The sequence below is a fragment of the uncultured Sulfitobacter sp. genome (assembly GCF_947497275.1).
GTDB lineage: Bacteria > Pseudomonadota > Alphaproteobacteria > Rhodobacterales > Rhodobacteraceae > Sulfitobacter.
Map to the genome: position 1 here is coordinate 55,586 of NZ_CANMFS010000009.1, position 25,163 is coordinate 80,748.

The following is a 25,163-nucleotide window of genomic DNA, read 5'->3' on the forward strand; positions in this document are numbered from 1 at the left end:
GTTGCCGCGGTGTTGCGAAAGACAATCGCGCGTGACAAGAGCGCGTGGACCTCATAGCCTCCGCGCGTCAAGACAGCGCCGGACAACGGATCCGCGAGTGCTGCAATAGGGAGAGAATAGATGAAAATTACACGCAAGTCCTTGCTGAGCCTTGCAGGTGCGGCCGCAGTCGGTGCCGTCCTTGGGGCCGTGCCCGCAGTCGCACAGGATGTCACCCTGCGGATGCACCAGTTCCTGCCCGACCAAGCCAATGTGCCAAAACTAATCCTCTATCCATGGGCCGACCGCGTTGAAGCGGCAAGCGATGGCCGCATCAAGATAGAGCGTTACCCTTCGATGCAGCTGGGCGGCACGCCACCCGAGTTGATGGACCAGGCCATCGACGGCGTCGCGGACATCGTCTGGACCGTCGTGGGCTACACGCCCGGACGCTATCCAAGCACCGAAGTGTTCGAGCTGCCGTTCATGACCACCAACGCGCGTGCGGCCTCCTCCGCGTTCTGGCAGATGTTCGAGAAGAACATGAAAGACACCGAGTTCAAGGATGTGAAAATATTGGGCACCTGGGTTCACGGTCCGGGCGTGCTGCACACCAGCAACCCTGTGACCACCCCCGCCGACATGCAAGGTCTTAAAATACGCGGTGGATCTCGCCTTGCCAACGTGCTTCTGGAGAAGGTCGGCGCGACGCCGGTTGGCATGCCGGTCCCCGCGATCCCCGAAGCGTTGAGCAAGGGCGTCGTCGATGGCACGACCGTCCCATGGGAAGTCACCGGCTCGCTCAAGGTGTCCGAACTGGTCAGGAACCACACGGAATTCGAGGGAAGCAGCCTGTATACGCTGACCTTCGTGCTGGCCATGAACAAGGACCGTTTCGACAGCCTGGATCCTGAACTGCAAAAAGTGATCGAGGACAACTCCGGTCTGGAATTCTCGATCCTCGCGGGCGGCACACAGGCGGATGCGGACGGCCCCGAGCGGCAGGTGGCGGTCGATGCGGGCAATAACATCATCCTACTGTCCGACGCGGACGTGCAGACGTGGAAAGACGCGAGCCGGCCCGTCTATGATGACTGGCTCGCGGATATGCAGAGCGAGGGCATCGACGGTCAGGCGCTGATCGACGAGGCGCGGGCCCTGATGGATGCCTACGAAGAATAACTCCACCGTTCAAGGACACAGCCCCGCGCCGGCGACGTCGGCGCGGGGCGTTTTCCGCCTATCCACCCCGAACGAGGCTTGCAGATGCACAGATTGATCCGGACGCTTGCCAAGGGTACGGCGCTGATCGGTGGCGTGGTGTTAATCGGGCTTGTCATTCTTGCCACGCTGTCGATCGTCGGGCGGTCCGTCAACAAAATGCTGCACACTGATTTTTTCGACGGCTATCTCGCCGGGGTTGCAAAGGCACTGCTGGATCTTGGGATCGGGCCGATTAACGGCAATTACGAGGTGCTCGAAGCGGGCGTGGCCTTTGCCATATTTTCCTTCCTGCCCGTCTGCCAGTTCTACGGCGCACATGCGACTGTCGATATCTTCACGTCAGCCCTGCCGGAACGTCTCAACCGCTGGATCATCGCATTTTGGGAAGTCGTGCTGGCCGTGACGATTCTGCTGATCGTCTGGCGTCTCTACGGCGGGCTTGAACGGTACTACGGCAACGGCGAGACGACCCTGTTCCTCCAATTTCCCGTCTGGTGGTCCTACGCGGCCAGCTTTGCCGCCGGAATCGTGGCATGTATCGTTGCGGTTTACTGCGCGGTGATCCGCATTCAGGAAGCTGTGATCGGCCAAAATATCCTGCCCAGCGAATTTGGAGAGCCCTGAGACATGAGCAATCTTGAGCTTGGATTTTGGTCCTTTCCTGTTCTGCTGCTTATGGTGTTCCTGCGCGCGCCTATCGGCCTCGCAATGCTGTTGTGCGGCTTCGGAGGCTGGTTCATGGCGATGGGCGGCAATCCCGCGCCGCTGCTGGCCAAGCTCAAATCGGAAACCTACACGACGTTCTCAAGCTATTCGCTGACGATTATTCCGCTGTTCCTGCTGATGGGGCAGTTCGCGACCCTGTCGGGGATGTCGCAGGCGCTGTTTCGCGCCGCCGAGAGCTTTCTTGGCCACCGGCGCGGCGGTGTCGCGATGGCCGCGGTGGGCGCATGTGCGGGCTTTGGGGCGATTTGCGGCTCGTCTTTGGCGACGGCCGCTACGATGTCGAAAGTGGCCCTGCCGGAACTGCGCCGCTATGGCTATTCCGGCGGGTTCTCCACCGCGACGCTGGCGGCGGGTGGCACTCTTGGTATTCTCATCCCTCCGTCGGTCATTCTGGTGATCTACGCGATCCTAACCGAGCAGAATATCGCGAAACTTTTTCTCGCGGCCTTCATTCCCGGCATCCTTGCCGCGCTTGGCTATATCATCACGATTTCGATCTACGTCCGGCTGTATCCCGACGCGGCGGGCACCCGACCCGCAGTGCCCATGGCCGAGCGTTTCGCCGCTTTGAGCAAGACGTGGCCGGTGCTGGTGATCTTTTTTGTGGTGGTCGGCGGCATCTATCTGGGGTGGTTCACCCCGACCGAGGGGGCCGCGATCGGGGCTGCGGGCACCGGGTTGGTGGCGTTGCTGTCGCGCGCTCTGGACTGGCAGGTTCTCAAAGAAAGCCTTCTGGGTACGGCACGCACCACAGCGATGATCTTCTTCATCGTGCTGGGCGCGGGCTTCTACAACGGATTTCTGGCCCTGTCGGGGGTGCCGCAATTCATGGCCGACTGGGTGGTCACGCAAGGCTATAGCCCTTTGCTGGTGCTCAGCATTATCCTGCTTTTCTATCTGGTATTCGGGTGCCTGATGGACAGCCTGTCGATGATCCTTTTGACGGTCCCGATCTTTTTCCCCGTCATCTCGGCGATGGAGTTCGGGATGAGCGCGGAACATGTCGCAATTTGGTTCGGTATCCTCGTCCTGATCGTTGTCGAGGTGGGGCTAATCACGCCGCCGGTGGGGATGAACCTGTTCATCATAAATTCGATGGACCGGGAGACGGCTATGATCGACACCTACAAGGCGGTTCTGTTTTTCGTCGGATCGGATATTGTCCGGGTTGTCCTGCTCGTCGCGTTTCCGTCGATCACGCTGTTTTTGATTGCCTGATTGCCCTTACGTATGAATGACGAAAAAGTTCCAACCGGGCGCGAAATTTTTTTTCACTGTCGTTGTCAGGCGCCGCGCGCGGCCTATTTCCGCTGTATGGGCAGAACCATTCAAACACGCGGTACATGCGAAGATCCAAGCGCGCTGATCGGGCGTCTGGCGCGGCGGCTGCGTGATGTGCGGGATGCCAAAGGCATGTCGCGGCGTGTTCTTTCGGAAAAATCGAATATCTCGCAACGCTATCTTGCGCAGCTCGAAGCGGGTAAGGGCAACATTTCGGTATCGCTGCTTGAGCGGGTGGCGCAGGCGCTTGGTGTCCCGATGCACGCCCTGATCGTGCCGAACCTTGCGGTCGACCGCGAGGCGCAGGAGATCGCGGCGCTTTACGAGACCGCGCCGTCCAATACGCGTCATGAGGTCAAGAAGCTGCTGAACGCGCCCCGCGACGCTCGACCGTCGGCTTAACCAAGCCTGTTTGTTCGGGCCGCCGCGCATGGGCGCGGTTATCTGCGGCTGTACCTTCAAGATCTGACTTTTTCACTACAGAGACTTGCAAGGACCCGGCGAACCTGAAAAGGGCCGCGGCTGGCGCGGCCCTTCCTCTGGTGCTTTCGCAATGTCAGCGGATCAGGATGTCCAAGCCATCCGTGTCGGATAGTATTCAAAACTGATATGGTGTTCCGCACCGGTTAGACCCTCGCGGGTGTGGTTGTAGAGCGACCGCCAGTAAGGCTGAATCGTCACGCCTTCTTCCTGGATCAGCTTCTCGCCGCGCGCCATGATGTCCTTGCGCTTGGTCACGTCAGCCGTTGCCAATGCTTCGGTAAGCAAAGCGTCAAAGTCGGGGTTCGACCAGCCAAATTCGTTCCATGCCTCGCCCGAACGGTAGGCCAGCGCCCAGATCTGGACCCCAAGAGGGCGGTGGTTCCAGTTGGTTGAGGAAAACGGATACTTCGTCCAGTCGTTCCAGAAGGTGGAGCCGGGCAGGATCGTTCGTTTCACCTTGATTCCCGCATCGCGCAGCTGTGCTGCGACGGCGTCGGTGGTATCCTTACGCCACGCGTCGTCAATGGAGATCAGTTCATGCTCGAAATCGAGCATTCCAGCTTCTTCCATCAATGCGCGTGCACCTTCCGGGTCCACGACCGGCGCAGGGATTTCCGCATATTCGGGGTGCATCGGGCCAACATGGTGATTTTCAGCGACGATACCGCGTCCGGCATACCCAAGTTCCAGAAGGATGGAGTTGTCCGTTGCCATCGTCAGCGCGCGGCGCACACGGGAGTCCTCGTAGGGGCGCATGCCATCCACTTCGGCCAACTGGTTCGGACGGATCACGATTGTCGCGGCGGTTGCGATGGAGTTTTCGACCCACCCGTCGAGGCCCGACAGGATGTCGATGAAATCGCCTTCCATGGAATAGAACGCGTCGACCTCTTCGGCTTCGGCGGCAGCGATCCATGCGGAAGGGTCGGTGCCGTAGTCGATGTACTCAAGCCGGTCGATGTAGGGTCCGCCGAACACCTCGGTGCCCCACCATTCGAAATCGGGGCGCTTCACCAGCACGCCCTTGACGCCGACTTCGAGCGTCTCCGGTACATAAGGGCCGGTGCCGACCGGGTTGTCGAGCATATTATCGACTGAAAAACTGCTGTGCACGATCGCGGCAGGGTAGTCCGCCATGCCGGCAATGAGCGTGATGTCGGAGGCAGGCAGGTTGAGTTTGACCGTGTGGTCGTCGACCACTTCGATCGCGCCGTCGATGGCCTTGCCGCTTTCCTCGTCGATCAGGGTCGCGAAACGCCCCGCCATCGAATTGCCTTCAACCGACTTGTCGCACCATGCTTCGATGTTGCGCGCGACATCCTGCGCGGTGAAATCGTCGCCATTGCTCCACTTCACGCCCTGCCGGACGTTCAGGGTATAGATCGTCGCATTGTCGTTGATCTCCCAGCTTTCCAGAAGGGCAGGCGTGAATGTGCCGTCGTTTTCGTAGATCGCGAGATACTCCAGCCAGCCGCGCGTGAAGTTGGCGATCTGCGACCAGTCGAATGTGCGGGGGTCTTTCAACGCGCGGACTTCCATCTGCATGCGCACGGTGCCGCCCATCTTCTTGTCCGTGTGGTTTGCCGCCTGTGCCGGCGGGGCCATGCCGATCATCGCATAGGCGGTCGCCGTCGTGGCGCCAAAGGCGCTCGCAACGGCGAGAAATTCGCGGCGATTTACTGGATCGGCTTTCGCCGCTTCGGCGCTGTCGAGTACGGATTGCGGGAGCGGTTTGCCGGTGCGTGTGGTGAAATTCATTGTCTTCCTCTCTGTTGTGCAGTGGCGGTGCGCTTCTTAGCGTTGTGCCACAAAGACCCGAACATTCGGGTCACGGTGATTGCAGGTTGGCCTGCATTTTTTGCTTGTTCTCGTCTTTCCTGGTCGCACGGATGTGACCGGTCGGGTCTGAGTAGGTTGAGATGATCAGACGTATCCCCAATGGCGTCAACCCCAACGAAAAAACCAAAAATTCTCAAACGGATGCTTGTCGGAATACGGTCGTTCGGGAACAGCTGGGGCGCGGGACGCGCGCTGGCGGTTGTCGCAGCGGTTTGCGCCCTCCGAAATCCGCTCATGCCGAACCTGCTACGGGCAGGCAGTGCAGCGGCGTACGCCCGGCGACAAGTGCGCAGGTATCGGGGGCGGCTCCCCGCCTCAACCCGTCCAGCGGTGCGCCATCCACCCACAGCGGATCTAGGCCCATCGCTTCGCGCGCGTGGGTGGTAATCATCGGCAGCCAGTCCCCCATCGGCGGATCCAGATGGGCCGTCAGCGCGGCGATGTGCAACGCCGCCATCGGGTCGAACTGACCCATCGGACAGAACGCGTCCCCGACGTTGTCGGAGCCGGTCAGCACCCGCACCCCCGCCGTGCGCAATTCGCGCAGTCGGGTGATGCCGCGTCGCTCCGGCGTGCCCTTGCGACGGTCCTGAAGGTACAGGTTCGTCGTCGGCAGCGCGCACACGGCGATCGCCGCCCGCATCAGTTTATCTGCGATGCGCGCAACGCTGTCTGGGTCCCGGTCCATCAGGCTCACGGCGTGGCCGCACAGTACCGGACCCTGGAACTGGGCGTTCAGGATCGCGTCGGCGATCCGTTCGAGCCCGTTGAAATCGCCCAGCCCCTCGTCGACGTGGAAATCGAGCGGCAGACCAAGGGTCTCCGCGGCATTGATCATATTGCGCAGGCCTTCGTCCACACGGTCGTGGTCCAGCACGAACGCCCCGAGGGCGCCGTGTGCCGCTGACGCCTGTCGCGCCACGTCATGGCAGAACGCCTTGTCGGCCATCCGGTCGATCCCCATGAGCGGGGACAGCTGGAGCGTGATTTCGGGTGCATCCTCACCAAGTTCGCGCAAAACCTCCCAGGCGAGCGGTGCCTGCGCGCTGTCGCCCCAATCCACATGGCTGCGCAACGCGCCGCATCCGGCCTCGCGGGCCTGTGCCAATCCGTGCCCGGCCCTGCGGCGCACATCTTCCTCGGTCCAGCCTTCGCGGTCTTTCGACTGGGCATTGATTGCGGCCCTCAGATCGCCCGCGACCGGCCCCATCCGCGCGATTGTGTGACACTTATCGAGATGGCAATGCGGCTCTGTCAGCGCGGGCAGCAGCATCTGGGGGGTGTCTGTGCGCGCGCTCGAATGCAGGCGGACGGCGGTGCCGCGTTCAATGGTCAAAGCGCCGCGTTGGCAATCACCCTCTCGCGTGCCCCCAAAGCGGTCCGGGTCGCGCAGGAGACTGCGGGGAATCAAGATATCTTCCATTTCAATCGGCTCGCTTGGTCGGGTCCTTGTAAAAGGGTAGGGCGCATCGAGGCACAGTCGAGTACCCAACGCCTTTACGCCACCGACAAAAGCGGTCACCTCTGTTGCATGACCATGCAATCGAAAGGGATTCTTCTGACGGTACTGGGCGTTCTGTGCGTCGTGCCGGACAGCCTGTTTGTGCGATTGATCGCAGCAGATCCTCTGACGATCGCCTTCTGGCGCTTGCTCAACTCCGCCGTCCTCATCGCGCTGGGACTCTACCTATGGCGTGGCACCGCCCCGTTTCGGGCTGTGCTTTCGACAGGATGGGCAGGCGTGGTGTTCGGTGCCGGTACGGGGCTCAGCGGGGCGCTGTTCGTGTTGGCCGTCGCACATACTTCTGTGGCCAATGTGGTGTTCATCATCGCCGCGATGCCGGTGTTTGCGATGATTTTCAGCCGGTTATTTCTGGCGGAACCGATCAGTCGCCGGATGCTGCTGACCATCGCGGCGGTCGCGTTTGGCCTTGGCATCATCGCCTACGGCTCGGGCCAGACACAGGGCGCGTCGATCACCGGCGATCTGATGGCTCTGGGCGTGTCGGCATTGTTCGCCGCCGGGCTGACCGCCGCGCGGCGGGTGCGGAATGTGCCGATGGTCGCGATGGTTCCGATGGCTTACGTCGTGGTTGCTGCCGCACTGTTGCCCTTCGCCGCACCGTTCAGCGTCGCGGCCGCGGACATCCCATTTCTTGCCGCGCATGCCGGGTTCATCGCTCTGTCCTCGATCTTTCTCGCACTTGGACCGCGCTTTATCACCAGCGCGGAGGTGTCATTGCTGGTGCTGATTGAAAGCGTCTGCGCACCGCTGCTGGTTTGGGGCGTCCTGGGCGAGGATCCGGGCCCTTGGGCCATACTGGGCGGCGCGGTGGTGCTGGGGGCACTGTTCGCATCCAACCTCTACGTTCTGATGCGGCGGCGCGGACGCGCTTAGAAGTCCGCGTCGACCCCCGGCAAATTCAGTGCCTTGATCAGGTCGCGCAATTCCTGCCGCGCCGCGATGTTGGAGATGTTAAGCTGTTTGACGCCGATGTCCTTGAGATCCAGCAGGGTCAGGCCGCGCGGAAACAGCTCGCGGAAGATCACCCGTTCGTTGAAGCCGGGTGCGATGCGAAAGCCGATACGCTTGGACAGGTTCTGGATCGCGCGCTCCATCTTGTCCTTGTTGACCATGCGCTGCGCGCCCAGGCGATTGCGCACCACGACCCAGTCGATCGCCGGCAGCCCGGCCTGCGACCGCAGCTGGCGCGCGTTCCAGACCATCTCGGAATAGACCGAGGGGCCGGTGATCTTGTCTCCGGAGGCGTCGGTGTGGGCCAGCAGATCAAAATCGATGAAGCTGTCGTTGAGTGGCGTGATCAGAGTGTCGGCCAGCGAATGGGCGACCTGGCTCAGCCGGGTGTGTGATCCCGGACAATCGATCAGGATGAAATCATTGCTGGGTTCAAGCTCGGCCACGGCGGCGGACAGCCGATGGTCGTACACGTTTTCACCCGGTTGCAACGCGCTCGCGTCGATTTCGGGCAATTCGTGACATTTCGGGCTTGGCAGATCGAGACCGGATTCCGCGAGAAAAGACAGCCGGTTGTCGACGTAGCGCCCGAATGTGCGTTGCCGCAGATCCAGATCAAGCGCGCTGACCGAGTGGCCCATACGTGCAAGGGCTGTCGCCACATGCATGGATACGGTCGATTTACCGGCCCCGCCTTTTTCGTTTCCGACGACGATGATGTGCGCCATGCCCAATGTCCCTCTGTCCGGCCTGTGTTTACACAGGATATTGTTGATCGCACTATATGTGGGGTTTGACCGTTTGGGAAGTGCGGAGCGTCGGCTAATCCTTCGGCTGAGCGGGGGTGTCCTAGCTGAAGATATTCGTCCAACCGGAACCGTTGCGCTGCCAAATCGACGAGACATACATCGTTTCATCTTGACTGCGCGCGATGCGTCGGAATTGGGTGCGATAGCTGATCATGGCATGACCCGCGCCAAGAGGGTGAACATGGATGTGCGACAAACGGTAGGAGAGCACACTTGGTCCGGCGTCCAGTTGCGCCAGATGGTCTGCCTTGGGCGCGAACCCATCCGGATAGACACCCAGAAACGTCGAATGCAGGGCGGCGTCATCTGCGTCGCGATCACCGCTGACCAGGGCCTTCCAGACCTGCGTTTCACAGGCCAGTATCGCGTCGTGCAGTTTCTTATCGGACAACATGGATACAGCCTAAACGCTCAAGGCGCATGAAAAAAGGCGCACCCGAATGGAGCGCGCCTCTCATACCAGTTCGTAAAGTAGGGCTTAGAAACCCAGACCGGCATATTTGTTCTTGAACTTCGACACGCGGCCGCCGGTGTCCATCAGACGGCTGGTGCCACCGGTCCACGCGGGGTGTACGGAGGGGTCGATGTCAAGCGACAGCTGGTCGCCTTCCTTGCCCCATGTCGATTTCATTTCCACCACGGTGCCGTCGGTCATCTTGACGTTGATGGTGTGGTATTCGGGATGTGTATCGGCTTTCATCTGTCTGACCTTTACGCTTTGAGGGGCTTGTAGTGCGCGTTCTCGGTGATACGCGCGGATTTACCACGGCGCGAGCGCAGGTAATACAGCTTGGCGCGGCGTACGCGGCCACGGCGGACAACGGTGATCTCGTCGATGTTGGTCGAGTGCAGCGGGAAAACACGCTCCACACCTTCGCCAAAGGAGATCTTGCGGACCGTGAAAGAACCGGCGATGCCCTTGCCGTTCTTGCGGCTGATGCAGACACCTTCGTAGTTCTGCACACGGGTGCGCGTGCCTTCGGTCACTTTGAAACCGACGCGGATGGTGTCACCGGCGCGGAAATCCGGAATTTTCTTGTCGAGCTCGGCGACTTGCTCCGCCTCGATCTGTGCGATCAGGTTCATCTGATGCGTCTCCTATGATGCTCGTGGTATGCCACGAAGTTGTTTTGCCGATCCAAGAGCTTCGGTCTGTGTCCCGGACCTGCCGCAGCGGCCCACCGAAGATAGAATCATCGTTCGCTTGTTTTACCCATAGGGCAAAGGTCCGGAGCCGCGTTCGCACAGCGCCGGATTGCTGCGCGTATAGGTCTGATACCGGCGCGGATCAAGCGTTGAATCTCTGCTGCCACCTCTTGATCCACATCAAGGCGTGCTGCGGTCAGGGCGGGGTAGAAGCCGACGTCGATGGAGAGAGAAAAGGGGGGGCCATGGCCGACACGTCAAAAGAACGGGGCAGCCAAGAGCGCGGCGCCCGGATTGTCGGGTTCGAGCAGGGCGAGTACCCCTACAAGACCAAGTTGCCCCGCAAGACCTACGAAGCGGAGAAGGCGGCCTTGCAGGTGGAATTGTTGAAGGTTCAGCACTGGATCCAGGAAACGGGTCAAAAGTTCGTTCTGCTGTTCGAGGGGCGCGATGCCGCAGGCAAGGGCGGCACGATCAAACGGTTCACCGAACACCTCAACCCGCGGGCCGCGCGGGTCGTGGCCCTGAACAAACCTACGGACGAGGAACGCGGGCAGTGGTTTTTCCAGAGATACATCAAGCACCTGCCCACGTCCGGCGAGATGGTTCTGTATGACCGCTCCTGGTACAACCGGGCGGGCGTCGAACGGGTGATGAATTTTTGCGCGCCGTCCGATTATCTGGAATTCATGCGCCAGACGCCGGAGTTCGAGCGCATGCTGACCCGCAGCGGGATCCGCCTTTTCAAATACTGGTTCTCCGTGACTCGTGAGGAACAAAAGCAGCGGTTTGCGGCGCGTGAAACCGACCCGCTCAAGCGGTGGAAGCTGTCGCGGATCGACCGCGCGAGCCTTGATAAATGGGACGATTACACCGAAGCGAAAGAGGCGATGTTTTTCTATACCGATACGGCGGATGCGCCTTGGACCGTCATCCGGTCAAATGACAAGAAACGCGCGCGGATCACCTGCATGCGCCACTTCCTGTCGCAACTGGAGTACCCGGACAAGGACCACACGGTCGCGCGCAAACCGGACGCCAGGATTTTTCACCAGGCAGACACGTTGTTGCAAGAGTCGCAGCACATTCTGGCCACTTCCCTTCACCCCAAAACACGCAAAAGTTAAGAAAGAACACCGAATGTCACACACCCCGCATGAACTGAACGAGGAATTTCCGAAGCAAGTCGAGAAGATGGCCGACCTGCGCCAGTCCGACAGCCACTTCGCCAAGCTTTCCGAAAGCTATCACACCGTCAACCGCGCAATTCACCGCGCGGAAACGGACGTCGAGCCGACAAGTGACGACAACATGCAGCAGATGCGCCGCGAGCGTCTGGCGCTGAAAGACGAGATCGCCACCTATCTGCGCGAACAGGCGTAGCGTTGATCGCCGCCTCCCGGCGCTGGTCGGGGGGCGGCGTCAGTACAGCTTCATATCCATCAGCACGACTTCAGAATACATGTGGTCGATCTCGGAGGGCAGTAGGCTGTCGCCCTTGTAGAACCGCGGCACTTCTATCGCTTCGACCGTATCGGGCTGTGCGCCCCTGGCCAAACGGCTGTCGACGCTGAAGATGGCCGCATCGGGCGGCAGAAGCGTATCGGCCACGGCCTGCCCATGCCGGGCCAACAGATCCGGCTGGCCGACATAGACGACCTCATGGGTCACATATTCATCGACCTTCTGTTTCACCGAAAGCACCAACGTCAGCGGCCCGCCGGGAGTCTCGATAACCACCGGCTTGAGGTTCAGGTCCGCATGGTCGCGCAGAACTTGGCTGTCCACCGCGTTCAAATCGGCGTCGCCCAGCGGAGATAGCGTGTGGGACAGGGGCGCGAAGCCGCCGTGCCGCCACACGAGCCGGTTTGCATCCAGCACCCTGAACCCGATCCGGTCCACCAGAGGCAGCGCGGCTTTCGCACTCGTCAGGTTGGTCGAGGTGACTTCGGGGTCGGCCATGGCCGTGCGCATCAGCGCCTCTCCTATCCCCATGCCGCGATGGGATTTCAGCACGTACCAAGACGACAGGTTGCGGTAACGCCTGAGCCCGCGCGGCGTGTGACGCAGGCTGTCGTTCATGCCCAACACGCCAACCAACGACCCCCCGTCCCGCGCGGTGACGGCAAATTCGCCCCGTGCGCCACCCCACCGATTGGCCAGCAGACGGGTCCAGCCGTCAGCGCCCCATTTGGCACGCGGAAAAGCGTCACCCATGAAAGCCTCGACCTCCGCGCGCTGGATGGGCAGGGCGAATGTAATGTCAACCACGGATCACCCCTTCGACTGCATGTCGGGAACGGTCATCCACAGACCGCGCGTGCGCGCAAAGAGCGCCTGCGTGAACGCCCAGACCGCGTCGTTCGTCTGCAAGTGATGCGTCACGTACCCGACGGGCTGGGTGGGGGCTGTGACCCGGCGGTGGCACAGGTGATCCAAAAGCATGGTCAACATCTTGTCGGTACCGCGAAACACGCGGTCGTATTTCCAGCGGATCGGATCCAGATGCGCGTCGATCTGGACCAGTCCCGCCACCGGCGTGTCATCGCCGCGCCCCACAAAGGTAGACAAGAAACCATACCCCAAATCGGGTAGTCGTCGCCGCGTCGCATCGCCGATCCGGTTCCAGGGCGGTACGAACGCGGGCAGCAGACCGGGCATTCGGGCTTCCTCCAGCATATCCCACCCGCGTCGCAAGTCCTCGGCTTGCAGCTCCAACGCACGCGTGACGCCGACCTCGGACGCCGGGCTGCCCTTGGGTTCGTGATTGATGTGGGCGAACCCGTGTTGCAGCACATGGACGCGCGCCGCATCGCGCAGGCGCGGCGCCAGATCGGGGCTTTGACCTTGCGGTATGACCGACAGGTGCACGGGGACCTCGTATGCGTCCGACAGGGTCAGCAACGTTTCCAGTTGCGGAGTGACCCGTTGTGCATCGTCGTCACGCCACCACAGCCGTGGCGTCAGCCTAGCCGTACGCCACAGCGCCAATTCAGCGTCCAGCCCGGCCCAGTCAGCCATCCCTTTTTGCCTCATGCGCCGCCCACAGATCCGGCCTGCGCGTGCGCGTCAGTTCGCGCGACATCTCTCGGCGCCATTTCTCGATCTCGGCGTGGTTGCCCGACATCAGCACCGGCGGGATCGCGCGGCCCTGCCATTCTGCGGGTCTGGTGTACTGAGGATGCTCCAACAGCCCGGCGGAATGGCTTTCCTCGACAGCACTTTCGGCATTGCCCAGAACACCGGGCAGAAGCCGCACCGTCGCGTCGATCATTGCCTGTGCGGCCAGCTCGCCGCCCGTCATCACGAAATCGCCGAGTGAGATTTCGGTGACGCCGTAGTGCTCGATCACCCGCTCGTCCACGCCTTCGAAACGCCCGCACAGCATGGTAACGCCCTGACAGCCCGCCAGATCCTGCGCCATCGCCTGATCGAAACGCCTGCCGCGCGGGCTCATGTACAGAATGGGCCAGCGGCCCTGCGCGTAGGTCTGCGCCGCCTCTATGGCCGGCCCTACAACGTCCGCGCGCAGCACCATGCCCGCGCCGCCCCCTGCAGGCGTGTCATCGACGTTGCGGTGCTTGGTCAGGCCAAAGCTGCGCAGATCATGGGTGTGCAATTGCCAGCGCCCTTCGTTCAAGGCGCGCCCGGTCAGGCTCGCGCCCAGCACACCCGGGAAAAGCTCGGGGAAGAGGGTGATCACATGGACCTGCCACGCGGTTGCATAGTCCGGTACGTCCTGCATCAACGCGCGCGGTTTCAGGGTCGGGGTCACGCGCTGCTTGCCGTGGGATCGGGACGGGCTGCTCATGCCTGGGGACCTTTCGATAGGATATCGCTCTTCGCGGCATCACGGGTTTCGCGGTCGCGGTATCTGCGGTTCGCGTCCAGCAACGCGGCAAGGGTATCATCGCTGACGCGCGTGTTCTGCGGCGGCTGCGGGATCAGCGTGTGCCGGATTTCGGCGGGAATGTCACATAGATCAAGGACCGGATCCGCCGGGCCAAGCGGCAGTGTCGCGCAGTCTTCGAGACGGTAACTGTGCACGGGGGCCGGAACGCGACTGGTGACATCCTGCACGATACCGTCAAGTGCGGGTGCCCGCGGATAACGATCGCAAAACGTCTTGAAATCAAGGGTCATGGCGGAGGATTTCACATGCTCGGCCCAAGCCGAGCGCAGCCACGCCTCCGGCGCGCGGGTGGAGAAACAGAAGATCACAGGGGCCTCTGGATAGGCCGCCTTTGCGCGTTCCCAGAACAGATAGCTCAGCACCGGGGCTGCTTCGTATGTGACCAGCGAGCCGCGTCCGGGCATGTGACCCGAAAGCTCCTCGGCGCTCAGCAGCAGTGTCCGGCGCGGCATACCGGGCAGGCCTGCCAGCAGCGCGTCGAAACGGCGGCCCACCTTGTCGAGTGCTGCGTCGGTCCCATAGGTCGAATAACCGCGCGTTGCGTGCATCAGCTCGGTCATTTGGCCCTTCAGGCGCAGGGCCAGCGCGGGCATCAGCGCCTTGCGGTTGGCGCGCAGCACTTGCTGGACTGTCGATGTGCCAGTCTTGTGGAAGCCTGCGTGGATGACGATGCGGCGCGGCATCAGGCGTGTCCCGCCAACAACGCGCGCTTGGCATCGCGCAGGGCAGTGGGTTCAAGATCGGACCGGTTCAGTTCCAGCAGACGGGTCAGTGTCGCCGCGTCGGGAGTGGTATTTTTGCGTTCCGACGCCACCAGCGTCGCGCGAATCTCGAGAGTGATGCCGAGGAGATCGAGCACGGCTTCGGCGGGACCGAAAGCGCGATCCGCGTGTTCTTCGATGCCGGTATCGACAACCGCGTGATCTGAGATTTCGCGCTTGATCGCATCCAGGATTCCGTCGAGATCCGCCGAGCTTTTGAACCGTTTGACATAGCCGTGCTCATCTAGCGCCATTTTGCTGGCGTGCAGATGCTGTGCGTAGCAGCTGCGTAGCCACGCATCGCGCGCGCGCGTGGTGAAGAAAAAGCTCACCTCGCTCCGGGGCAACGCCGCGCGGAAGGCGACAGCGAGCGCGCGCATCAGATGCGGGGCGGCAGCATAGGTCCGAATGCCGTGACGCCCCGGCATGTGTCCGCAGAGGTCTTCGGATGAGAGGAAGACCGCCGGTGCGGGCTCTGCCGCGAAACCTTCGGCCAGCAGCGCCGCCTCGTATTTAACAAGGCCCAGATCGATGTCCTGCAGGGTGCGGCTGTACCCGCGTGCTGCTTCGCAGAGAGCCGTCATACCGGGGCGCAGGATCAGCCGCAGATGCGGCGCAAGGACTTTGCGGTTGGCGCGCAGGGTCTGTTGCAGGTTGGTGGTGCCCGTCTTGTGAAAGCCGGCATGGACAATGATCCGGGTCACGTCAGCCCTTGTCCTGCGGCAGGATGCCTTCAGGGGGATCGGCGATGAGGCGTCGGCTGCCCAGATCGACGGTCGGCACAGCCGCCTTGGTGAAGGGCAGGAAAGTCGTCGCCGAGCCGCCGGTCAACTGCACCTCCAGCAGGTCATCCGCGCCGTGGTTCTGCACGGTCTTTACCCGACCCAGCAGTTGGCCGCCGGTGTCGTACACATCCAGCCCTATCAGGTCGGCGTGGTAGAATTCGTCATCAGGCAGCGATGGCAGTTGTTCGCGCCGCGCGAACAGCTGTGTGCCGCGCAGGGCGTCGGCCTCTTCCTTGGTGGACACATCGGCAATGCGGGCGGAAAAGCCGTTCTTGATCGGTCTGATGATCGCAAGAGCAAAACTGCGGGTACCGCTTTCGTCGCTGAGCGGGGAGTAGGTTTCGATGTCTTCGGGAACCGCGCAAAAGCTCTTGATGCGCAGTTCACCGTGAACGCCGTAGGCACCAGAGATCACACCGACGCAGATCTGGCTCTCGCTCATTGATACACCTCCGAAGTCACGCAGACCGGCCCTGTCCATCGGCGTTCGCGCGCCGCACATTCACCGTGCACCGGCGCCATGCTGAGCTGAAATCCACGGACCCCACCGATAACCGGTTCGAACAGAAATTTTAGCAGTCGAAACATCCGTGTTCCTAAATATACAGAGCGGCACGCGCTTCGCGGCCTTTGTCCTAAGGGTACATTGCACGGCCAGCCGAGGCAAAGGCAAGCAATGGCGTTTCTCGGGACCGAGCCGTGCGAAGCGCATGCGCGAGAAGTGCCGGCACCCTTTGCTCCGGGAGGGGCGGGAGGACAAGGCCAGCCCCAGAAAGAGCCTGCCCTTACCCGGTTGCTTCATTGCTGGACAGTGCCGTACAGTCGGCGCAGCATTTCCACCGGCACGGCATGAAAGCGTCGCGAAGCGAGCGCCTTCATGCCGGATCTGTCAAATGCGTTATTCTGCGGTTGCGTCGTCCGCAGGTGCGTCCTCGGCGGGGGCGTTGGCGGCTTCGGCTGCGGCAGCGGCCTTGTCGGCTTTCTCCTGAACGCGGGCCTGTGCTTTCTTGCCGGGCGTTCCCTTGTTCGGGTTGCTGCGCTCGGTCTTTTCGCGGACGCCTGCGGCTTCCAGCATCCGCTGTACGCGGTCGGTCGGCTGGGCGCCCTGGTCAAGCCAGTACTGAACCCGCTCGACGTTCATTTTCACGCGGTCTTCGCTGTCTTTCGGCAGCAGGGGTGCGTAAACGCCGAGCTTTTCGATGTAGCGGCCATCGCGGGGCATACGGCTGTCGGCGGCGACGATGCGGTAGAACGGACGCTTCTTGGAGCCGCCACGGGCGAGACGAATTTTCATGGACATGGTATTGAGTTCCTTCAGGTTTTATCTTGGATTTGATGGTGGTGCTGAATCACTTCAGCGATGATGAAGTTGAGAAACTTCTTGGCGAATTCGGGATCGAGATCCGCGCGTTTCGCCAAATCTTCGAGCCGCGCGATCTGGTCCGCTTCGCGGGCCGGATCGGACGGGGGAAGGTCGTGCGTGGCCTTGAGTTTCCCCACGGCCTGCGTGTGTTTGAACCGCTCGCCCAGCGTGTATACGAGGATCGCATCGAGACGGTCGATGCTGGCGCGGTGCTCGCGCAGCACCTCGGCGGCGCGGGTTGTGGCGTCGGTCATCGGTGGCTCCCTGCGGCGATTTCGGGCTGTGCACCGGCTGTACACAATCTGTGCACCGGGCGTATGACATTTGTGCAAATCATGCAGTGATGTCCACCGGGTGGCGGTAGACATGTACGGAATGGTCCAGAAGCATATCCTCACGCTCCAAAGTCGCCCCGAGCCGGCGGGCGAGAGCCGCTGAGCGCGCATTGTCGGGGGCGATGTAGCTGATGACGCCATCGAGGCCAAGCCGGTCTGCGGCGTAGGTGCGCGCGGCCTGCACGGCGTTGTGCGCGATGCCGCGTCCTTCGGCTTTGGCGATCACATGCCACCCCAGTTCGGGCTCATCCCAACCCGGCGCAAAGAGGATACCCGTAGCCCCCAGATAGGCGTCGGTTTCCAGATCGGCGATATGCCACATGCCGTAGCCGCGCAGCGCCCAGCTGCCGATCGTCGACAGCATCGCGCGATGGACCGCGCGCGCGTCCATGGGACCGCCGACAAGATGGCTGCGGTCCGTTTGGTAGAACGCGGTCAGCGCAGGCAGATCGCCGAGCTTGGGCGCGCGCAGCCGTACACGCGCCGTTTCGACCACCGGAATGTCGGAATAGTCAGTCACAGGCCGAGGTCATCCACGGTTGCGCCGTCGAACATCGGCTTGGTGAACGAGCGGTCGTAGCGGCGGATGCATTTGGTGCGTTTGGCGTGGTCGTAGGCGCGGATGCACTCGGGGTCTTCCCACATCCGCGCACGGTAGGCTTCGTAATCGGCCAGTGAGGCGAACGAGAAGTGGCAATAGGCGATGTCGTTCGGACCCTCATACGGCATGTGATAGCCGTGGTGCGTTCCGCCGAGTTTCTTGACGAGATGTATCCACGCTTTCGCGTAGATCTCGAACTCCGGCAATTTGTCCGGGTCAATTTCGTATCTGACAGTACAGGAGATCATTTCTTCTTGCCGAATCCGCTGAGGCCGGACGGCAGGCCCATGCCACCGGGCAGCTTGCCGCCCATTTGCTTGGCTGCGGCTTCGAGTGCCTTGGGGTCCATGCCCTGCGCCATCGCCGCAGGATCCATGCCGCCCATTCCTTTTGCGCCCCCGCCCATCATCTGCTTCATCGCGGCTTTCGTCATGCCGCCCTTGCCCTTGCCGAGCTTCTTCATCATGTCCGACATCTGGCGCTGCATCTTCATCAGCTTGTTGAGGTCGGACACCTCAAGCCCCGCGCCCCTGGCGATGCGTTTCTTGCGACTGGCCTGAAGCAGTCCGGGGTTGGCGCGCTCTTTTTTCGTCATGGACTGGATCAGGGCAATCTGCTGCTTGAGGATTTTGTCGTCGATGCCGGCATCGTCCATCTGCTTGGCCATCTTGCCCATGCCGGGCATCATGCCCATCATGCCCTGCATGCCGCCCATCTTCATCATCTGCTCAAGCTGCATCTTGAGGTCGTTCATGTTGAACTGACCCTTCGCCATGCGCTTCATCATCTTTTCGGCCTGTTCGGCCTCGATGGTTTCCTGTGCTTTCTCAACGAGAGCCACGATGTCGCCCATGCCGAGGATGCGGCCCGCGATGCGCTCCGGCTCGAACGTCTCGAGCGCGTCCATCTTTTCGCCCAGGCCCACGTATTTGATCGGCTGGCCAGTGACGGCGCGCATCGACAGCGCAGCACCGCCGCGCCCGTCGCCGTCCATGCGGGTCAGCACGACACCGGAGATGCCGATGCGGTCGTTGAAGTTCTGCGCGGTCTGCACGGCGTCCTGACCGGTCAGGCCGTCGACCACCAGCAGCGTCTCGCGCGGGGTGACCACGTCGCGCACCGCCTCGACCTGCGCCATCAGTTCTTCGTCGATGGACAAACGGCCGGCAGTGTCGAGCATGTAGACGTCATAGCCGCCAAGGCTCGCCTGCGTTTTGGTGCGCTTGGCGATCTGCACGGGGCTTTCGCCCTTGACGATGGGCAGAGTGTCGACGCCGATCTGGAGCCCCAGAATCGCCAGCTGTTCCATCGCCGCGGGGCGGTTCACGTCGAGCGAGGCCATCAGCACGCGCTTGCCGTCTTTTTCCTTGAGCCGTTTTGCCAGCTTGGCGGTGGTCGTGGTTTTACCGCCACCCTGCAGGCCGACCATCAGGATCGGGGCGGGGGGGCTGTCGATCTTGAGCGCGCCGGGCTCCCCTTCGCCGCGCAACACGTCGATCAGCGCGTCGTGCACGATCTTCACGACCTGCTGACCCGGCGTGATTGATTTGGTGACGGCCTGTCCGGTTGCCTTTTCCTGCACCGCGTTGACGAAATCACGCGCCACGGGAAGCGACACATCCGCCTCCAGCAAGGCGACGCGGACTTCGCGCAGGGCCGTCTTTACGTCCTCGTCGGACAGCGCGCCCTGTTTTGTCAGGCGGTCGAAAACACCGGAAAGGCGTTCGCTGAGATTCTCAAACATGGGCGGTGGCCCTTTCGTCGTCGGTTGCGGGATGTTCCCAATGTAGGAACCCCCGCTCAAATGCACAAATGCCCCCGTGGGCGTATGACGCTGACGGGGGGCGATCCTGAACCGGTGTCAGGACCGGAAGTCTGGCTTCCGGGATATGGGCTGCGTTTAGCGGGCGGGCGGGCGGCTGTCAACCGGTGGGGCACCGGGATGACCGGGGCAGGGGGATCGGGGCCGATGGTGAAATATACCTTGCAGAATTTCACACAAAGCACGAATTTCGCCGTTATATGTGGAACGGTGCACATGAACGCCGGGATGTGCAGGATGGAATGCGGATGGAAAACTGGGATGAGGTCAGAACTGCGTTTCAGGTGGCCCGTCTGGGCACTGTCAGCGGCGCGGCGGAGGCGCTTGGGGTGCATCACGCGACGGTGATCCGTCACATTGACGCGCTTGAGGCGCGGTTGGGCGTCAAACTGTTCCAGCGCCATGCACGCGGCTATAACGCGACAGAGGCGGGCAAGGATCTGATGCGGGTGGCGGAGGCGACGGACGATCAGTTCGGCCAGCTTCTCAGCCGGATCAAGGGGCACGGGACGGATGTGTCCGGCGATCTGGTAGTGACGTCGCTGATGATGCTGAGCCGGCAGATCGCGCCGATACTCGCGGCGTTCCAGGAGGAGCATCCCGATGTCACCGTGCGGTACCTGACTGGCGACCGGTTGTTCAGGCTGGAATACGGCGAAGCGCATGTGGCGCTGCGCGCGGGGCCGTCCCCTGACCAGCCCGACAACGTGGTTCAGATGCTGACCGAGCAGGCGGTGGGTCTGTACGCGACACGCGCTTACGTTGCGAAGCACGGCTTGCCGCATACACCGCAGGATTATGCGCGCCATCGGTTTATCGGCCCCGAAGACATTGACAGCCGCGCGCCCTATTTCAGGTGGCTGCGCGATGCGGTGCCGCGTGAGAAGGTCGTGTTTCGCAGCGATGACTTCCGCGCTTTGCATCACGCGCTGATCGCCGGTGCCGGTATCGGATTTGCGGGCCGGTCCGAAGCGGCGCAGACACCGGAACTGGTGGAGGTAGCCCCGCCAAGAGCTGAATGGTCGTCGTCCTTGTGGATCGTGACGCATGTGGATTTGCACCGCACGAACAAGGTTCAGGCCCTGGTACGGTTTCTCAAGGCCAACGTCACAGCGGAATCGTTCTGATGACGCCGCAGACCCAGGGACATCTGGCGATGCTGGTCTTTTCCGCGCTGGTGGCGGGCTCTTTCTCGCTCGGCGCGATGGTGGCCAATGACATCGCCCCGCTTGCGCTGAACGCGGTGCGGTTCGTGATTGCCGGGCTGGCCGTCGGCGCCGTTGCCTTCGCAACGCAGGGGGTTTCCCGCCGCACGTTCGCGGCGCCCTGGCGCTATCTGGTGCTCGGCGGGTTCTTTTCGGTGTACTTTGTGCTGATGTTCGAGGGGCTGAAGACCGCGCCGCCGGTGAGTTCGGCGGCGGTTTTTACGCTGGTGCCTGCGATGGCGGCTGTCTTCGCCCTGTTCCTTCTGAGGCAGCGGATCACCGCGCGCATGGCGCTTGCGCTGGGGATCGGCGGGATCGGGGCGCTGTGGGTGATCTTCCGCGCCGACTGGTCCGCTTTTCTCGCCTTCGCGGTCGGGCGGGGCGAGGCGGTGTTTTTCGTCGGCTGCATATCGCACGCGATCTATACGCCGATGGTGCGGCTGCTCAACAGAGGCGAAAGCGCCGTACAGTTCACCTTCGGCACGCTGATCGCGGGGGCGGTGCTTTTGGTGGTGGCGGGATGGTCCGACATCCGGGCGACGGACTGGAGCAATCTTCGACCGCTGGTCTGGTTGACGATTCTCTATGTCGCGCTTGCGGCCAGTGCATCGACCTTTGTGCTGTTGCAGTTCGCCACCCTGCGGCTGCCAAGCGCAAAGGTGATGGCCTATACCTATCTGGTTCCCAGTTGGGTGATCGGATGGGAAGCGGCGCTGGGCCACGGGTTACCGCCGCTTCTGATCACGGGAGGTGTCATTTTGACCATTACCGCGCTGGTTTTGCTGCTGCGCGACGATGACGCGGCGAGGGACCATCGTGCGGCTTGAAATATAATTCACGCGTTCGGGAACCGGATCGTGTAAGCTCGCGTTAGTCAGCAAGTCAATAAGCTCGAAGGACACTTACATGCGCAGTATCATCTATATAGTCGGCCTCGTGGTCGTCGTGATCTTTATCCTGCGTCTGCTTGGGGTTGTTTGACCCCGGTCTTGAGTTTTTGAATAATATCAGAAGGAGAATACCATGCGTGGCATCATTTATCTTGTCGGCCTTGTCGTAATTGTTTTGGCAATTGTTCAATTCGTACTCTGACACAAGCTTACTGACGTAGAATAAACGAAGACGGGAGTGGCCAGTTTGGCCGCTCCCGTTTTCTTTCAGCCGCCGAGGTCCGTGGGGGTGTCGCGATCCGGCAGTTCGGCCTTGAGAAAGCGTTCGAAGGCGTCGAGGTTCACGGGCTCGAATTGCCCGAACCCCTGCATCCAAACCGATGCCGCGCGCAGGGCGTCCGGTTCGAGCTTGCACCATTTCACACGACCGCGTTTTTCCTGAGTGATCAGGCCCGCCGCCGTCAGAACGCCGAGATGTTTCGAGATCGCCGCGAGCGACATGTCGAACGGGTGGGCCACGTCCGTCACGGCCATATCGTCTTCGAGCAGCATCGCGAGGATGGCGCGGCGCGTCGGGTCGGCAAGGGCCGAAAATGTGGTGTCCAGCGAAGCGATCATGTTGATCCGTATTAGCGTCTGCGCGGGGTCAAGGGAAGCGGCCCCCACGGGGGTGCACAGACAATTCTCAACCGGATGGTTGAATAAGCACAGCGGGCTCATCGGGTGCGAATATCGAGGATCTGCGCCGATTTGCCCGAAGCGGCATTTTTGAAATTGTTAAATATCATGGAGTTACATGCGAAAACCCCTGCGTTGACTCCGCCGTGCCCGCGCAGTAGCTACTGCGCAAGACATCCCAACGGGGCATGCGCATGGAAGACCACGATCGCAAGAAAGAAATGGAAGCGATCGAGGCGCGGATTGCTGCGGCGAGAGGCACCCTTGCGCCCAAGCCCCGCGCGGATGAGCACTACTCGCAGGCCAATATGGCCTGGCGCATGGTGATCGAACTCGTGGCCGGTCTGGGGATCGGTTTCGGCATCGGATACGGGCTGGATCTGCTGTTTGGCACCCTGCCGATATTCATGGTGTTGTTCGTGATGCTGGGTCTTGCGGCGGGTGTGAAGACGATGCTGCGCTCCGCGCAGGAGATGCAGGACAAGCGGTTGGATGAGCCTGCCGACGAGAACAATCCACCCAACAACGGGTGACAGAGTGAAGGGGCCCTGAGATGGCAACAGAAGCACAAGGCGCGGAAGAAGGCGGTCTGGTCTTTCACCCGATGGACCAGTTCATCGTGAGCCCGCTGGGCGGTGACGGTATCGTAAGCTGGTTCACCTTCACCAACGCGGCGTTGTGGACTGGCCTTGCGGTGCTGGCGGTGTTCGCCATTCTGGTGCTGGGCACCTCCAAGCGCGCGGTCGTTCCGGGCCGGATGCAATCGATTGCCGAGCTTGCCTATGGCTTCGTCTACAAGATGGTCGAAGACATTTGCGGCAAGGAGGGGGTCAAGTATTTCCCTTACATCATGACGCTGTTCATGTTCATCGTCTGCGCGAACTTTCTTGGTCTGATCCCGACGGCGTTCACGCCCACGTCCCACTTTGCGGTGACGGTCGTTCTGGCGATGGCGGTGTTCCTGACCGTGACGATTTTGGGTTTTATCAAGAACGGTGCTGCTTTTCTCGGTCTGTTCTGGGTGGCTTCCGCGCCCCTGGCACTGCGCCCTGTTCTGGCGATCATCGAGCTGATCTCGTATTTCGTGCGTCCGGTCAGCCACTCCATTCGTCTTGCCGGCAACGTCATGGCGGGTCACGCGGTGATCAAGGTGTTCGCGGGCTTTGCCGCGATTGCAGTCATCAGCCCCGTTTCAGTCGTCGCGATCACGGCGATGTACGGCCTTGAGGTCCTCGTGTCCTTCATCCAGGCCTATGTTTTCACCATTCTGACATGCGTGTACCTCAAGGACGCACTGCATCCAGGTCACTAACGACGGCGGGAGCATTTCCGCCCTATCTACTCAACTTCCAATCGTAAGGAGAATTCACATGGAAGGCGAACTCGCACACATCGGCGCAGGTCTGGCAGCAATCGGTTCCGGCGCAGCCGCGATCGGTGTCGGCAACGTGGCCGGCAACTTTCTGGCAGGCGCATTGCGCAACCCCTCCGCAGCTGCATCGCAGACTGCAACACTGTTCATCGGTATCGCTTTCGCAGAAGCTCTGGGGATCTTCTCGTTCCTCGTCGCCCTGCTGCTGATGTTCGCCGTCTAAGCGTCCGACTTTTATTCCTTACGCATTGGGCGGTGCGCAGCGTGCATCGCCCATTGGATTGAATGTTCTGACAGGAGGCCATGATGGCAACTGAAACCACACACAGCGATGGTCTGGCGGACGCCGTAGGCGTGGCCGAGCATTCGGCTGACGGCAATGCCGGTATGCCACAGCTGGATTTCTCCACTTGGGGAAACCAGATCTTCTGGCTCGTGGTCGCGCTTATCGCAATCTATTTCATCCTGTCACGCGTGGCCCTGCCGCGCATCGCTGCCATTCTGGCGGAACGTCAGGGCAGCATTACCAACGATATCGCCGCCGCCGAGGATCTGAAGGCCAAGGCAGTCGATGCCGAAGCGGCCTATGACCAGGCGTTGCTGGATGCCCGCGCCGAGGCGCAGCGCATCATTGCAGCCGCACAGGCCGATATTCAGGGCGATCTGGACGTGGCGATCGAAAAGGCGGATGCCGAGATTTCCGCCAAGACCGCCGAATCCGAGAAAGCCATCGCCGAAATCCGCGCCGGTGCGTTGGAGAACGTGAAAACGGTCGCCAAGGATACCGCAAAAGAAATCATCGCAGTGCTCGGGGGCGAGGCGGATGCCAAAGCCGTCAATGCCGCTGTGACCGCCCGGATGAAAGGATAAGTGATATGCGTTTCACACTGACATCCATCGCCGCTCTGCTTGCCGCGACGCCCGCTTTCGCGGCTGGCGACGTGTTCTTCTCGCTTTCCAACACCGATTTCATCGTGTTGCTGGCGTTCCTTCTGTTCATCGCGGTTCTGTTCTATTTCAACGTGCCAAGCCTGTTGGCGGGGATGCTGGACAAGCGTGCGGACGGGATCAAATCCGAACTCGAAGAAGCGCGCAAGCTGCGCGAGGATGCACAGACGCTGCTGGCCTCTTACGAGCGCAAGCAGAAGGACGTGCAGGAACAGGCCGACCGCATCGTCGCGACGGCCAAGGAAGAAGCGGCGGGCGCTGCCGAGAAAGCCCGCGATGACCTGCGCAAATCGGTGGACCGTCGCATGGCCGCCGCGGAAGAGCAGATCGGGTCTGCGGAAGCTGCCGCGATCAAGGAAGTCCGCGATCAGGCCGCTGCCATTGCCATTGCCGCCGCACGTGATGTGCTGGCCAAGCAGATGACCGCGGCCGAAGGCAACAAGCTGATTGATGCGGGCATCGCCGAGGTTGACGCCAAGCTTCACTAAGCCGCAAAAACTCGATCTAGAAAACCCCGGCGCCTGCGT

General features: G+C 61.6%; 32 protein-coding genes. 14 read left to right on the forward strand and 18 right to left on the reverse strand.

Annotation, left to right across the window (positions count from 1 at the left end; translation table 11 throughout):
* Positions 1-120 precede the first annotated feature (120 nt).
* The 4 genes from Q1A06_RS16635 (at position 121) to Q1A06_RS16650 (ending at position 3,612) form a co-directional block, all read left to right on the forward strand.
* On the forward strand, positions 121-1,161 hold the full coding sequence (locus tag Q1A06_RS16635) for a TRAP transporter substrate-binding protein (protein WP_299566261.1): 1,041 nt from the start codon (positions 121-123) through the stop codon (positions 1,159-1,161).
* A gap of 84 nt (positions 1,162-1,245) precedes the next feature.
* Positions 1,246-1,827, forward strand: coding sequence for a TRAP transporter small permease (locus tag Q1A06_RS16640; protein ID WP_299566264.1), 582 nt, complete (start codon positions 1,246-1,248; stop codon positions 1,825-1,827).
* A gap of 3 nt (positions 1,828-1,830) precedes the next feature.
* Positions 1,831-3,147, forward strand: coding sequence for a TRAP transporter large permease (locus tag Q1A06_RS16645; RefSeq protein ID WP_299566267.1), 1,317 nt, complete (start codon positions 1,831-1,833; stop codon positions 3,145-3,147).
* A gap of 96 nt (positions 3,148-3,243) precedes the next feature.
* The gene (locus Q1A06_RS16650) at positions 3,244-3,612 is read left to right on the forward strand and encodes a helix-turn-helix domain-containing protein (protein ID WP_299566270.1); all 369 of its coding nucleotides are present in this window, start codon (positions 3,244-3,246) and stop codon (positions 3,610-3,612) included.
* 162 nt (positions 3,613-3,774) lie between these two features.
* On the opposite strand, the gene Q1A06_RS16655 is transcribed toward Q1A06_RS16650, so the two are convergent.
* Positions 3,775-5,451 (reverse strand): ABC transporter substrate-binding protein, encoded by a 1,677-nt coding sequence (locus tag Q1A06_RS16655; protein WP_299566273.1) that lies wholly within the window; start codon positions 5,449-5,451, stop codon positions 3,775-3,777.
* A 313-nt stretch (positions 5,452-5,764) separates the two neighbouring features.
* The gene (locus tag Q1A06_RS16660; RefSeq protein ID WP_299566276.1) at positions 5,765-6,868 is read right to left on the reverse strand and encodes an amidohydrolase family protein; all 1,104 of its coding nucleotides are present in this window, start codon (positions 6,866-6,868) and stop codon (positions 5,765-5,767) included.
* Between the two features lie 195 nt (positions 6,869-7,063).
* On the opposite strand from Q1A06_RS16660, the gene Q1A06_RS16665 reads away from it, so the two are divergent.
* Positions 7,064-7,930 carry a DMT family transporter gene (locus Q1A06_RS16665; RefSeq protein WP_299566279.1) on the forward strand — a complete coding sequence of 289 codons (867 nt, stop codon included), beginning with the start codon at positions 7,064-7,066 and terminating at the stop codon, positions 7,928-7,930.
* On the opposite strand, the gene Q1A06_RS16670 is transcribed toward Q1A06_RS16665, so the two are convergent.
* From Q1A06_RS16670 to rplS, 4 genes are all read right to left on the reverse strand, one after another.
* Positions 7,927-8,736 (reverse strand): division plane positioning ATPase MipZ, encoded by an 810-nt coding sequence (locus Q1A06_RS16670; protein WP_299566282.1) that lies wholly within the window; start codon positions 8,734-8,736, stop codon positions 7,927-7,929. The genes Q1A06_RS16665 and Q1A06_RS16670 overlap by 4 nt on opposite strands.
* 121 nt (positions 8,737-8,857) lie before the next feature.
* Positions 8,858-9,211 (reverse strand): nuclear transport factor 2 family protein, encoded by a 354-nt coding sequence (locus tag Q1A06_RS16675; RefSeq protein WP_299566285.1) that lies wholly within the window; start codon positions 9,209-9,211, stop codon positions 8,858-8,860.
* An 84-nt stretch (positions 9,212-9,295) separates the two neighbouring features.
* The gene (gene rpmE, locus Q1A06_RS16680; protein ID WP_114273707.1) at positions 9,296-9,517 is read right to left on the reverse strand and encodes a 50S ribosomal protein L31; all 222 of its coding nucleotides are present in this window, start codon (positions 9,515-9,517) and stop codon (positions 9,296-9,298) included.
* Positions 9,518-9,528: 11 nt separating this feature from the next.
* Positions 9,529-9,903 (reverse strand): 50S ribosomal protein L19, encoded by a 375-nt coding sequence (gene rplS / locus Q1A06_RS16685; RefSeq protein WP_299566293.1) that lies wholly within the window; start codon positions 9,901-9,903, stop codon positions 9,529-9,531.
* Between the two features lie 305 nt (positions 9,904-10,208).
* Here rplS and ppk2 point away from each other — a divergent pair, with 305 nt between their 5' ends.
* Both ppk2 and Q1A06_RS16695 read left to right on the forward strand, forming a co-directional pair.
* On the forward strand, positions 10,209-11,090 hold the full coding sequence (ppk2, locus tag Q1A06_RS16690) for a polyphosphate kinase 2 (RefSeq protein WP_299566296.1): 882 nt from the start codon (positions 10,209-10,211) through the stop codon (positions 11,088-11,090).
* 13 nt (positions 11,091-11,103) lie between these two features.
* A complete protein-coding gene (locus Q1A06_RS16695) occupies positions 11,104-11,346 on the forward strand; it encodes a YdcH family protein (protein WP_299566299.1) in 243 nt (80 codons plus the stop codon).
* A gap of 39 nt (positions 11,347-11,385) precedes the next feature.
* Here the strand turns inward: Q1A06_RS16695 and Q1A06_RS16700 are convergent, their stop codons facing one another.
* The 11 genes from Q1A06_RS16700 to ffh form a co-directional block, all read right to left on the reverse strand.
* On the reverse strand, positions 11,386-12,234 hold the full coding sequence (locus Q1A06_RS16700; protein WP_299566302.1) for a GNAT family N-acetyltransferase: 849 nt from the start codon (positions 12,232-12,234) through the stop codon (positions 11,386-11,388).
* A 3-nt stretch (positions 12,235-12,237) separates the two neighbouring features.
* The gene (locus Q1A06_RS16705) at positions 12,238-12,984 is read right to left on the reverse strand and encodes a polysaccharide deacetylase family protein (protein ID WP_299566305.1); all 747 of its coding nucleotides are present in this window, start codon (positions 12,982-12,984) and stop codon (positions 12,238-12,240) included.
* Positions 12,977-13,774 (reverse strand): tRNA (guanosine(37)-N1)-methyltransferase TrmD, encoded by a 798-nt coding sequence (gene trmD / locus Q1A06_RS16710; RefSeq protein ID WP_299566308.1) that lies wholly within the window; start codon positions 13,772-13,774, stop codon positions 12,977-12,979. The genes Q1A06_RS16705 and trmD overlap by 8 nt, the downstream gene beginning before the upstream one ends.
* Positions 13,771-14,559, reverse strand: a complete 789-nt coding sequence (locus Q1A06_RS16715; RefSeq protein WP_299566311.1) for a hypothetical protein — start codon at positions 14,557-14,559, stop codon at positions 13,771-13,773. The genes trmD and Q1A06_RS16715 overlap by 4 nt, the downstream gene beginning before the upstream one ends.
* Positions 14,559-15,341, reverse strand: a complete 783-nt coding sequence (locus Q1A06_RS16720) for a hypothetical protein (protein ID WP_299566314.1) — start codon at positions 15,339-15,341, stop codon at positions 14,559-14,561. Before Q1A06_RS16720 ends, Q1A06_RS16715 begins: the two co-directional genes overlap by 1 nt.
* A gap of 1 nt (position 15,342) precedes the next feature.
* Positions 15,343-15,864: a ribosome maturation factor RimM gene (gene rimM, locus Q1A06_RS16725; protein WP_299566317.1), complete on the reverse strand. Its 522-nt coding sequence runs from the start codon at positions 15,862-15,864 to the stop codon at positions 15,343-15,345.
* A gap of 456 nt (positions 15,865-16,320) precedes the next feature.
* Positions 16,321-16,722 (reverse strand): 30S ribosomal protein S16, encoded by a 402-nt coding sequence (gene rpsP / locus Q1A06_RS16730; RefSeq protein ID WP_299566320.1) that lies wholly within the window; start codon positions 16,720-16,722, stop codon positions 16,321-16,323.
* Positions 16,723-16,736: 14 nt separating this feature from the next.
* Positions 16,737-17,039: a chorismate mutase gene (locus Q1A06_RS16735; protein WP_299566323.1), complete on the reverse strand. Its 303-nt coding sequence runs from the start codon at positions 17,037-17,039 to the stop codon at positions 16,737-16,739.
* 79 nt (positions 17,040-17,118) lie between these two features.
* Positions 17,119-17,640: a GNAT family N-acetyltransferase gene (locus Q1A06_RS16740; RefSeq protein ID WP_299566326.1), complete on the reverse strand. Its 522-nt coding sequence runs from the start codon at positions 17,638-17,640 to the stop codon at positions 17,119-17,121.
* Complete coding sequence (locus Q1A06_RS16745; RefSeq protein WP_299566329.1) at positions 17,637-17,969, reverse strand: NIPSNAP family protein; 333 nt, start codon at positions 17,967-17,969, stop codon at positions 17,637-17,639. The genes Q1A06_RS16740 and Q1A06_RS16745 overlap by 4 nt, the downstream gene beginning before the upstream one ends.
* Positions 17,966-19,465: a signal recognition particle protein gene (gene ffh / locus Q1A06_RS16750; protein ID WP_299566332.1), complete on the reverse strand. Its 1,500-nt coding sequence runs from the start codon at positions 19,463-19,465 to the stop codon at positions 17,966-17,968. The genes Q1A06_RS16745 and ffh overlap by 4 nt, the downstream gene beginning before the upstream one ends.
* Positions 19,466-19,791: 326 nt before the next feature.
* Between ffh and Q1A06_RS16755 the strand changes: the two genes are divergently transcribed.
* Complete coding sequence (locus Q1A06_RS16755) at positions 19,792-20,670, forward strand: LysR family transcriptional regulator (RefSeq protein WP_299566334.1); 879 nt, start codon at positions 19,792-19,794, stop codon at positions 20,668-20,670.
* The gene (locus tag Q1A06_RS16760) at positions 20,670-21,575 is read left to right on the forward strand and encodes a DMT family transporter (protein WP_299566337.1); all 906 of its coding nucleotides are present in this window, start codon (positions 20,670-20,672) and stop codon (positions 21,573-21,575) included. The genes Q1A06_RS16755 and Q1A06_RS16760 overlap by 1 nt, the downstream gene beginning before the upstream one ends.
* 330 nt (positions 21,576-21,905) lie before the next feature.
* Here the strand turns inward: Q1A06_RS16760 and Q1A06_RS16765 are convergent, their stop codons facing one another.
* Positions 21,906-22,256, reverse strand: a complete 351-nt coding sequence (locus Q1A06_RS16765) for a metalloregulator ArsR/SmtB family transcription factor (protein WP_299566340.1) — start codon at positions 22,254-22,256, stop codon at positions 21,906-21,908.
* Positions 22,257-22,510: 254 nt separating this feature from the next.
* Between Q1A06_RS16765 and Q1A06_RS16770 the strand changes: the two genes are divergently transcribed.
* The 5 genes from Q1A06_RS16770 to Q1A06_RS16790 all read left to right on the forward strand — a co-directional run bounded on the left by Q1A06_RS16770 (position 22,511) and on the right by Q1A06_RS16790 (position 25,124).
* Positions 22,511-22,849, forward strand: coding sequence for an AtpZ/AtpI family protein (locus Q1A06_RS16770; RefSeq protein ID WP_299566343.1), 339 nt, complete (start codon positions 22,511-22,513; stop codon positions 22,847-22,849).
* A 20-nt stretch (positions 22,850-22,869) separates the two neighbouring features.
* A complete protein-coding gene (locus tag Q1A06_RS16775) occupies positions 22,870-23,628 on the forward strand; it encodes a F0F1 ATP synthase subunit A (protein ID WP_299566346.1) in 759 nt (252 codons plus the stop codon).
* 58 nt (positions 23,629-23,686) lie between these two features.
* Complete coding sequence (locus Q1A06_RS16780) at positions 23,687-23,911, forward strand: F0F1 ATP synthase subunit C (protein ID WP_108827259.1); 225 nt, start codon at positions 23,687-23,689, stop codon at positions 23,909-23,911.
* An 83-nt stretch (positions 23,912-23,994) separates the two neighbouring features.
* The gene (locus Q1A06_RS16785) at positions 23,995-24,558 is read left to right on the forward strand and encodes a F0F1 ATP synthase subunit B' (RefSeq protein WP_299566512.1); all 564 of its coding nucleotides are present in this window, start codon (positions 23,995-23,997) and stop codon (positions 24,556-24,558) included.
* 5 nt (positions 24,559-24,563) lie between these two features.
* On the forward strand, positions 24,564-25,124 hold the full coding sequence (locus tag Q1A06_RS16790; RefSeq protein WP_299566357.1) for a F0F1 ATP synthase subunit B: 561 nt from the start codon (positions 24,564-24,566) through the stop codon (positions 25,122-25,124).
* Positions 25,125-25,163 lie beyond the last annotated feature (39 nt).

Excerpts from the sequence above, each read along its gene's own strand:
- rpmE (WP_114273707.1), bottom strand. The coding sequence starts at position 9,517 with ATGAAAGCCGATACACATCCCGAATACCACACCATCAACGTCAAGATG.
- Q1A06_RS16635 (WP_299566261.1), top strand. The coding sequence starts at position 121 with ATGAAAATTACACGCAAGTCCTTGCTGAGCCTTGCAGGTGCGGCCGCA.
- Q1A06_RS16715 (WP_299566311.1), bottom strand. The coding sequence starts at position 14,559 with ATGCCGCGCCGCATCGTCATCCACGCAGGCTTCCACAAGACTGGCACA.
- Q1A06_RS16760 (WP_299566337.1), top strand. The coding sequence starts at position 20,670 with ATGACGCCGCAGACCCAGGGACATCTGGCGATGCTGGTCTTTTCCGCG.
- Q1A06_RS16670 (WP_299566282.1), bottom strand. The coding sequence starts at position 8,736 with ATGGCGCACATCATCGTCGTCGGAAACGAAAAAGGCGGGGCCGGTAAA.
- Q1A06_RS16655 (WP_299566273.1), bottom strand. The coding sequence starts at position 5,451 with ATGAATTTCACCACACGCACCGGCAAACCGCTCCCGCAATCCGTACTC.
- rplS (WP_299566293.1), bottom strand. The coding sequence starts at position 9,903 with ATGAACCTGATCGCACAGATCGAGGCGGAGCAAGTCGCCGAGCTCGAC.
- Q1A06_RS16705 (WP_299566305.1), bottom strand. The coding sequence starts at position 12,984 with ATGGCTGACTGGGCCGGGCTGGACGCTGAATTGGCGCTGTGGCGTACG.
- Q1A06_RS16755 (WP_299566334.1), top strand. The coding sequence starts at position 19,792 with ATGGAAAACTGGGATGAGGTCAGAACTGCGTTTCAGGTGGCCCGTCTG.
- Q1A06_RS16645 (WP_299566267.1), top strand. The coding sequence starts at position 1,831 with ATGAGCAATCTTGAGCTTGGATTTTGGTCCTTTCCTGTTCTGCTGCTT.
- Q1A06_RS16735 (WP_299566323.1), bottom strand. The coding sequence starts at position 17,039 with ATGACCGACGCCACAACCCGCGCCGCCGAGGTGCTGCGCGAGCACCGC.
- Q1A06_RS16640 (WP_299566264.1), top strand. The coding sequence starts at position 1,246 with ATGCACAGATTGATCCGGACGCTTGCCAAGGGTACGGCGCTGATCGGT.
- rimM (WP_299566317.1), bottom strand. The coding sequence starts at position 15,864 with ATGAGCGAGAGCCAGATCTGCGTCGGTGTGATCTCTGGTGCCTACGGC.
- Q1A06_RS16650 (WP_299566270.1), top strand. The coding sequence starts at position 3,244 with ATGGGCAGAACCATTCAAACACGCGGTACATGCGAAGATCCAAGCGCG.
- Q1A06_RS16780 (WP_108827259.1), top strand. The coding sequence starts at position 23,687 with ATGGAAGGCGAACTCGCACACATCGGCGCAGGTCTGGCAGCAATCGGT.
- Q1A06_RS16665 (WP_299566279.1), top strand. The coding sequence starts at position 7,064 with ATGACCATGCAATCGAAAGGGATTCTTCTGACGGTACTGGGCGTTCTG.
- Q1A06_RS16770 (WP_299566343.1), top strand. The coding sequence starts at position 22,511 with ATGGAAGACCACGATCGCAAGAAAGAAATGGAAGCGATCGAGGCGCGG.
- Q1A06_RS16695 (WP_299566299.1), top strand. The coding sequence starts at position 11,104 with ATGTCACACACCCCGCATGAACTGAACGAGGAATTTCCGAAGCAAGTC.
- rpsP (WP_299566320.1), bottom strand. The coding sequence starts at position 16,722 with ATGTCCATGAAAATTCGTCTCGCCCGTGGCGGCTCCAAGAAGCGTCCG.
- Q1A06_RS16790 (WP_299566357.1), top strand. The coding sequence starts at position 24,564 with ATGCGTTTCACACTGACATCCATCGCCGCTCTGCTTGCCGCGACGCCC.
- Q1A06_RS16785 (WP_299566512.1), top strand. The coding sequence starts at position 23,995 with ATGGCAACTGAAACCACACACAGCGATGGTCTGGCGGACGCCGTAGGC.
- Q1A06_RS16765 (WP_299566340.1), bottom strand. The coding sequence starts at position 22,256 with ATGATCGCTTCGCTGGACACCACATTTTCGGCCCTTGCCGACCCGACG.
- Q1A06_RS16675 (WP_299566285.1), bottom strand. The coding sequence starts at position 9,211 with ATGTTGTCCGATAAGAAACTGCACGACGCGATACTGGCCTGTGAAACG.
- ffh (WP_299566332.1), bottom strand. The coding sequence starts at position 19,465 with ATGTTTGAGAATCTCAGCGAACGCCTTTCCGGTGTTTTCGACCGCCTG.
- trmD (WP_299566308.1), bottom strand. The coding sequence starts at position 13,774 with ATGAGCAGCCCGTCCCGATCCCACGGCAAGCAGCGCGTGACCCCGACC.
- Q1A06_RS16775 (WP_299566346.1), top strand. The coding sequence starts at position 22,870 with ATGGCAACAGAAGCACAAGGCGCGGAAGAAGGCGGTCTGGTCTTTCAC.
- ppk2 (WP_299566296.1), top strand. The coding sequence starts at position 10,209 with ATGGCCGACACGTCAAAAGAACGGGGCAGCCAAGAGCGCGGCGCCCGG.
- Q1A06_RS16745 (WP_299566329.1), bottom strand. The coding sequence starts at position 17,969 with ATGATCTCCTGTACTGTCAGATACGAAATTGACCCGGACAAATTGCCG.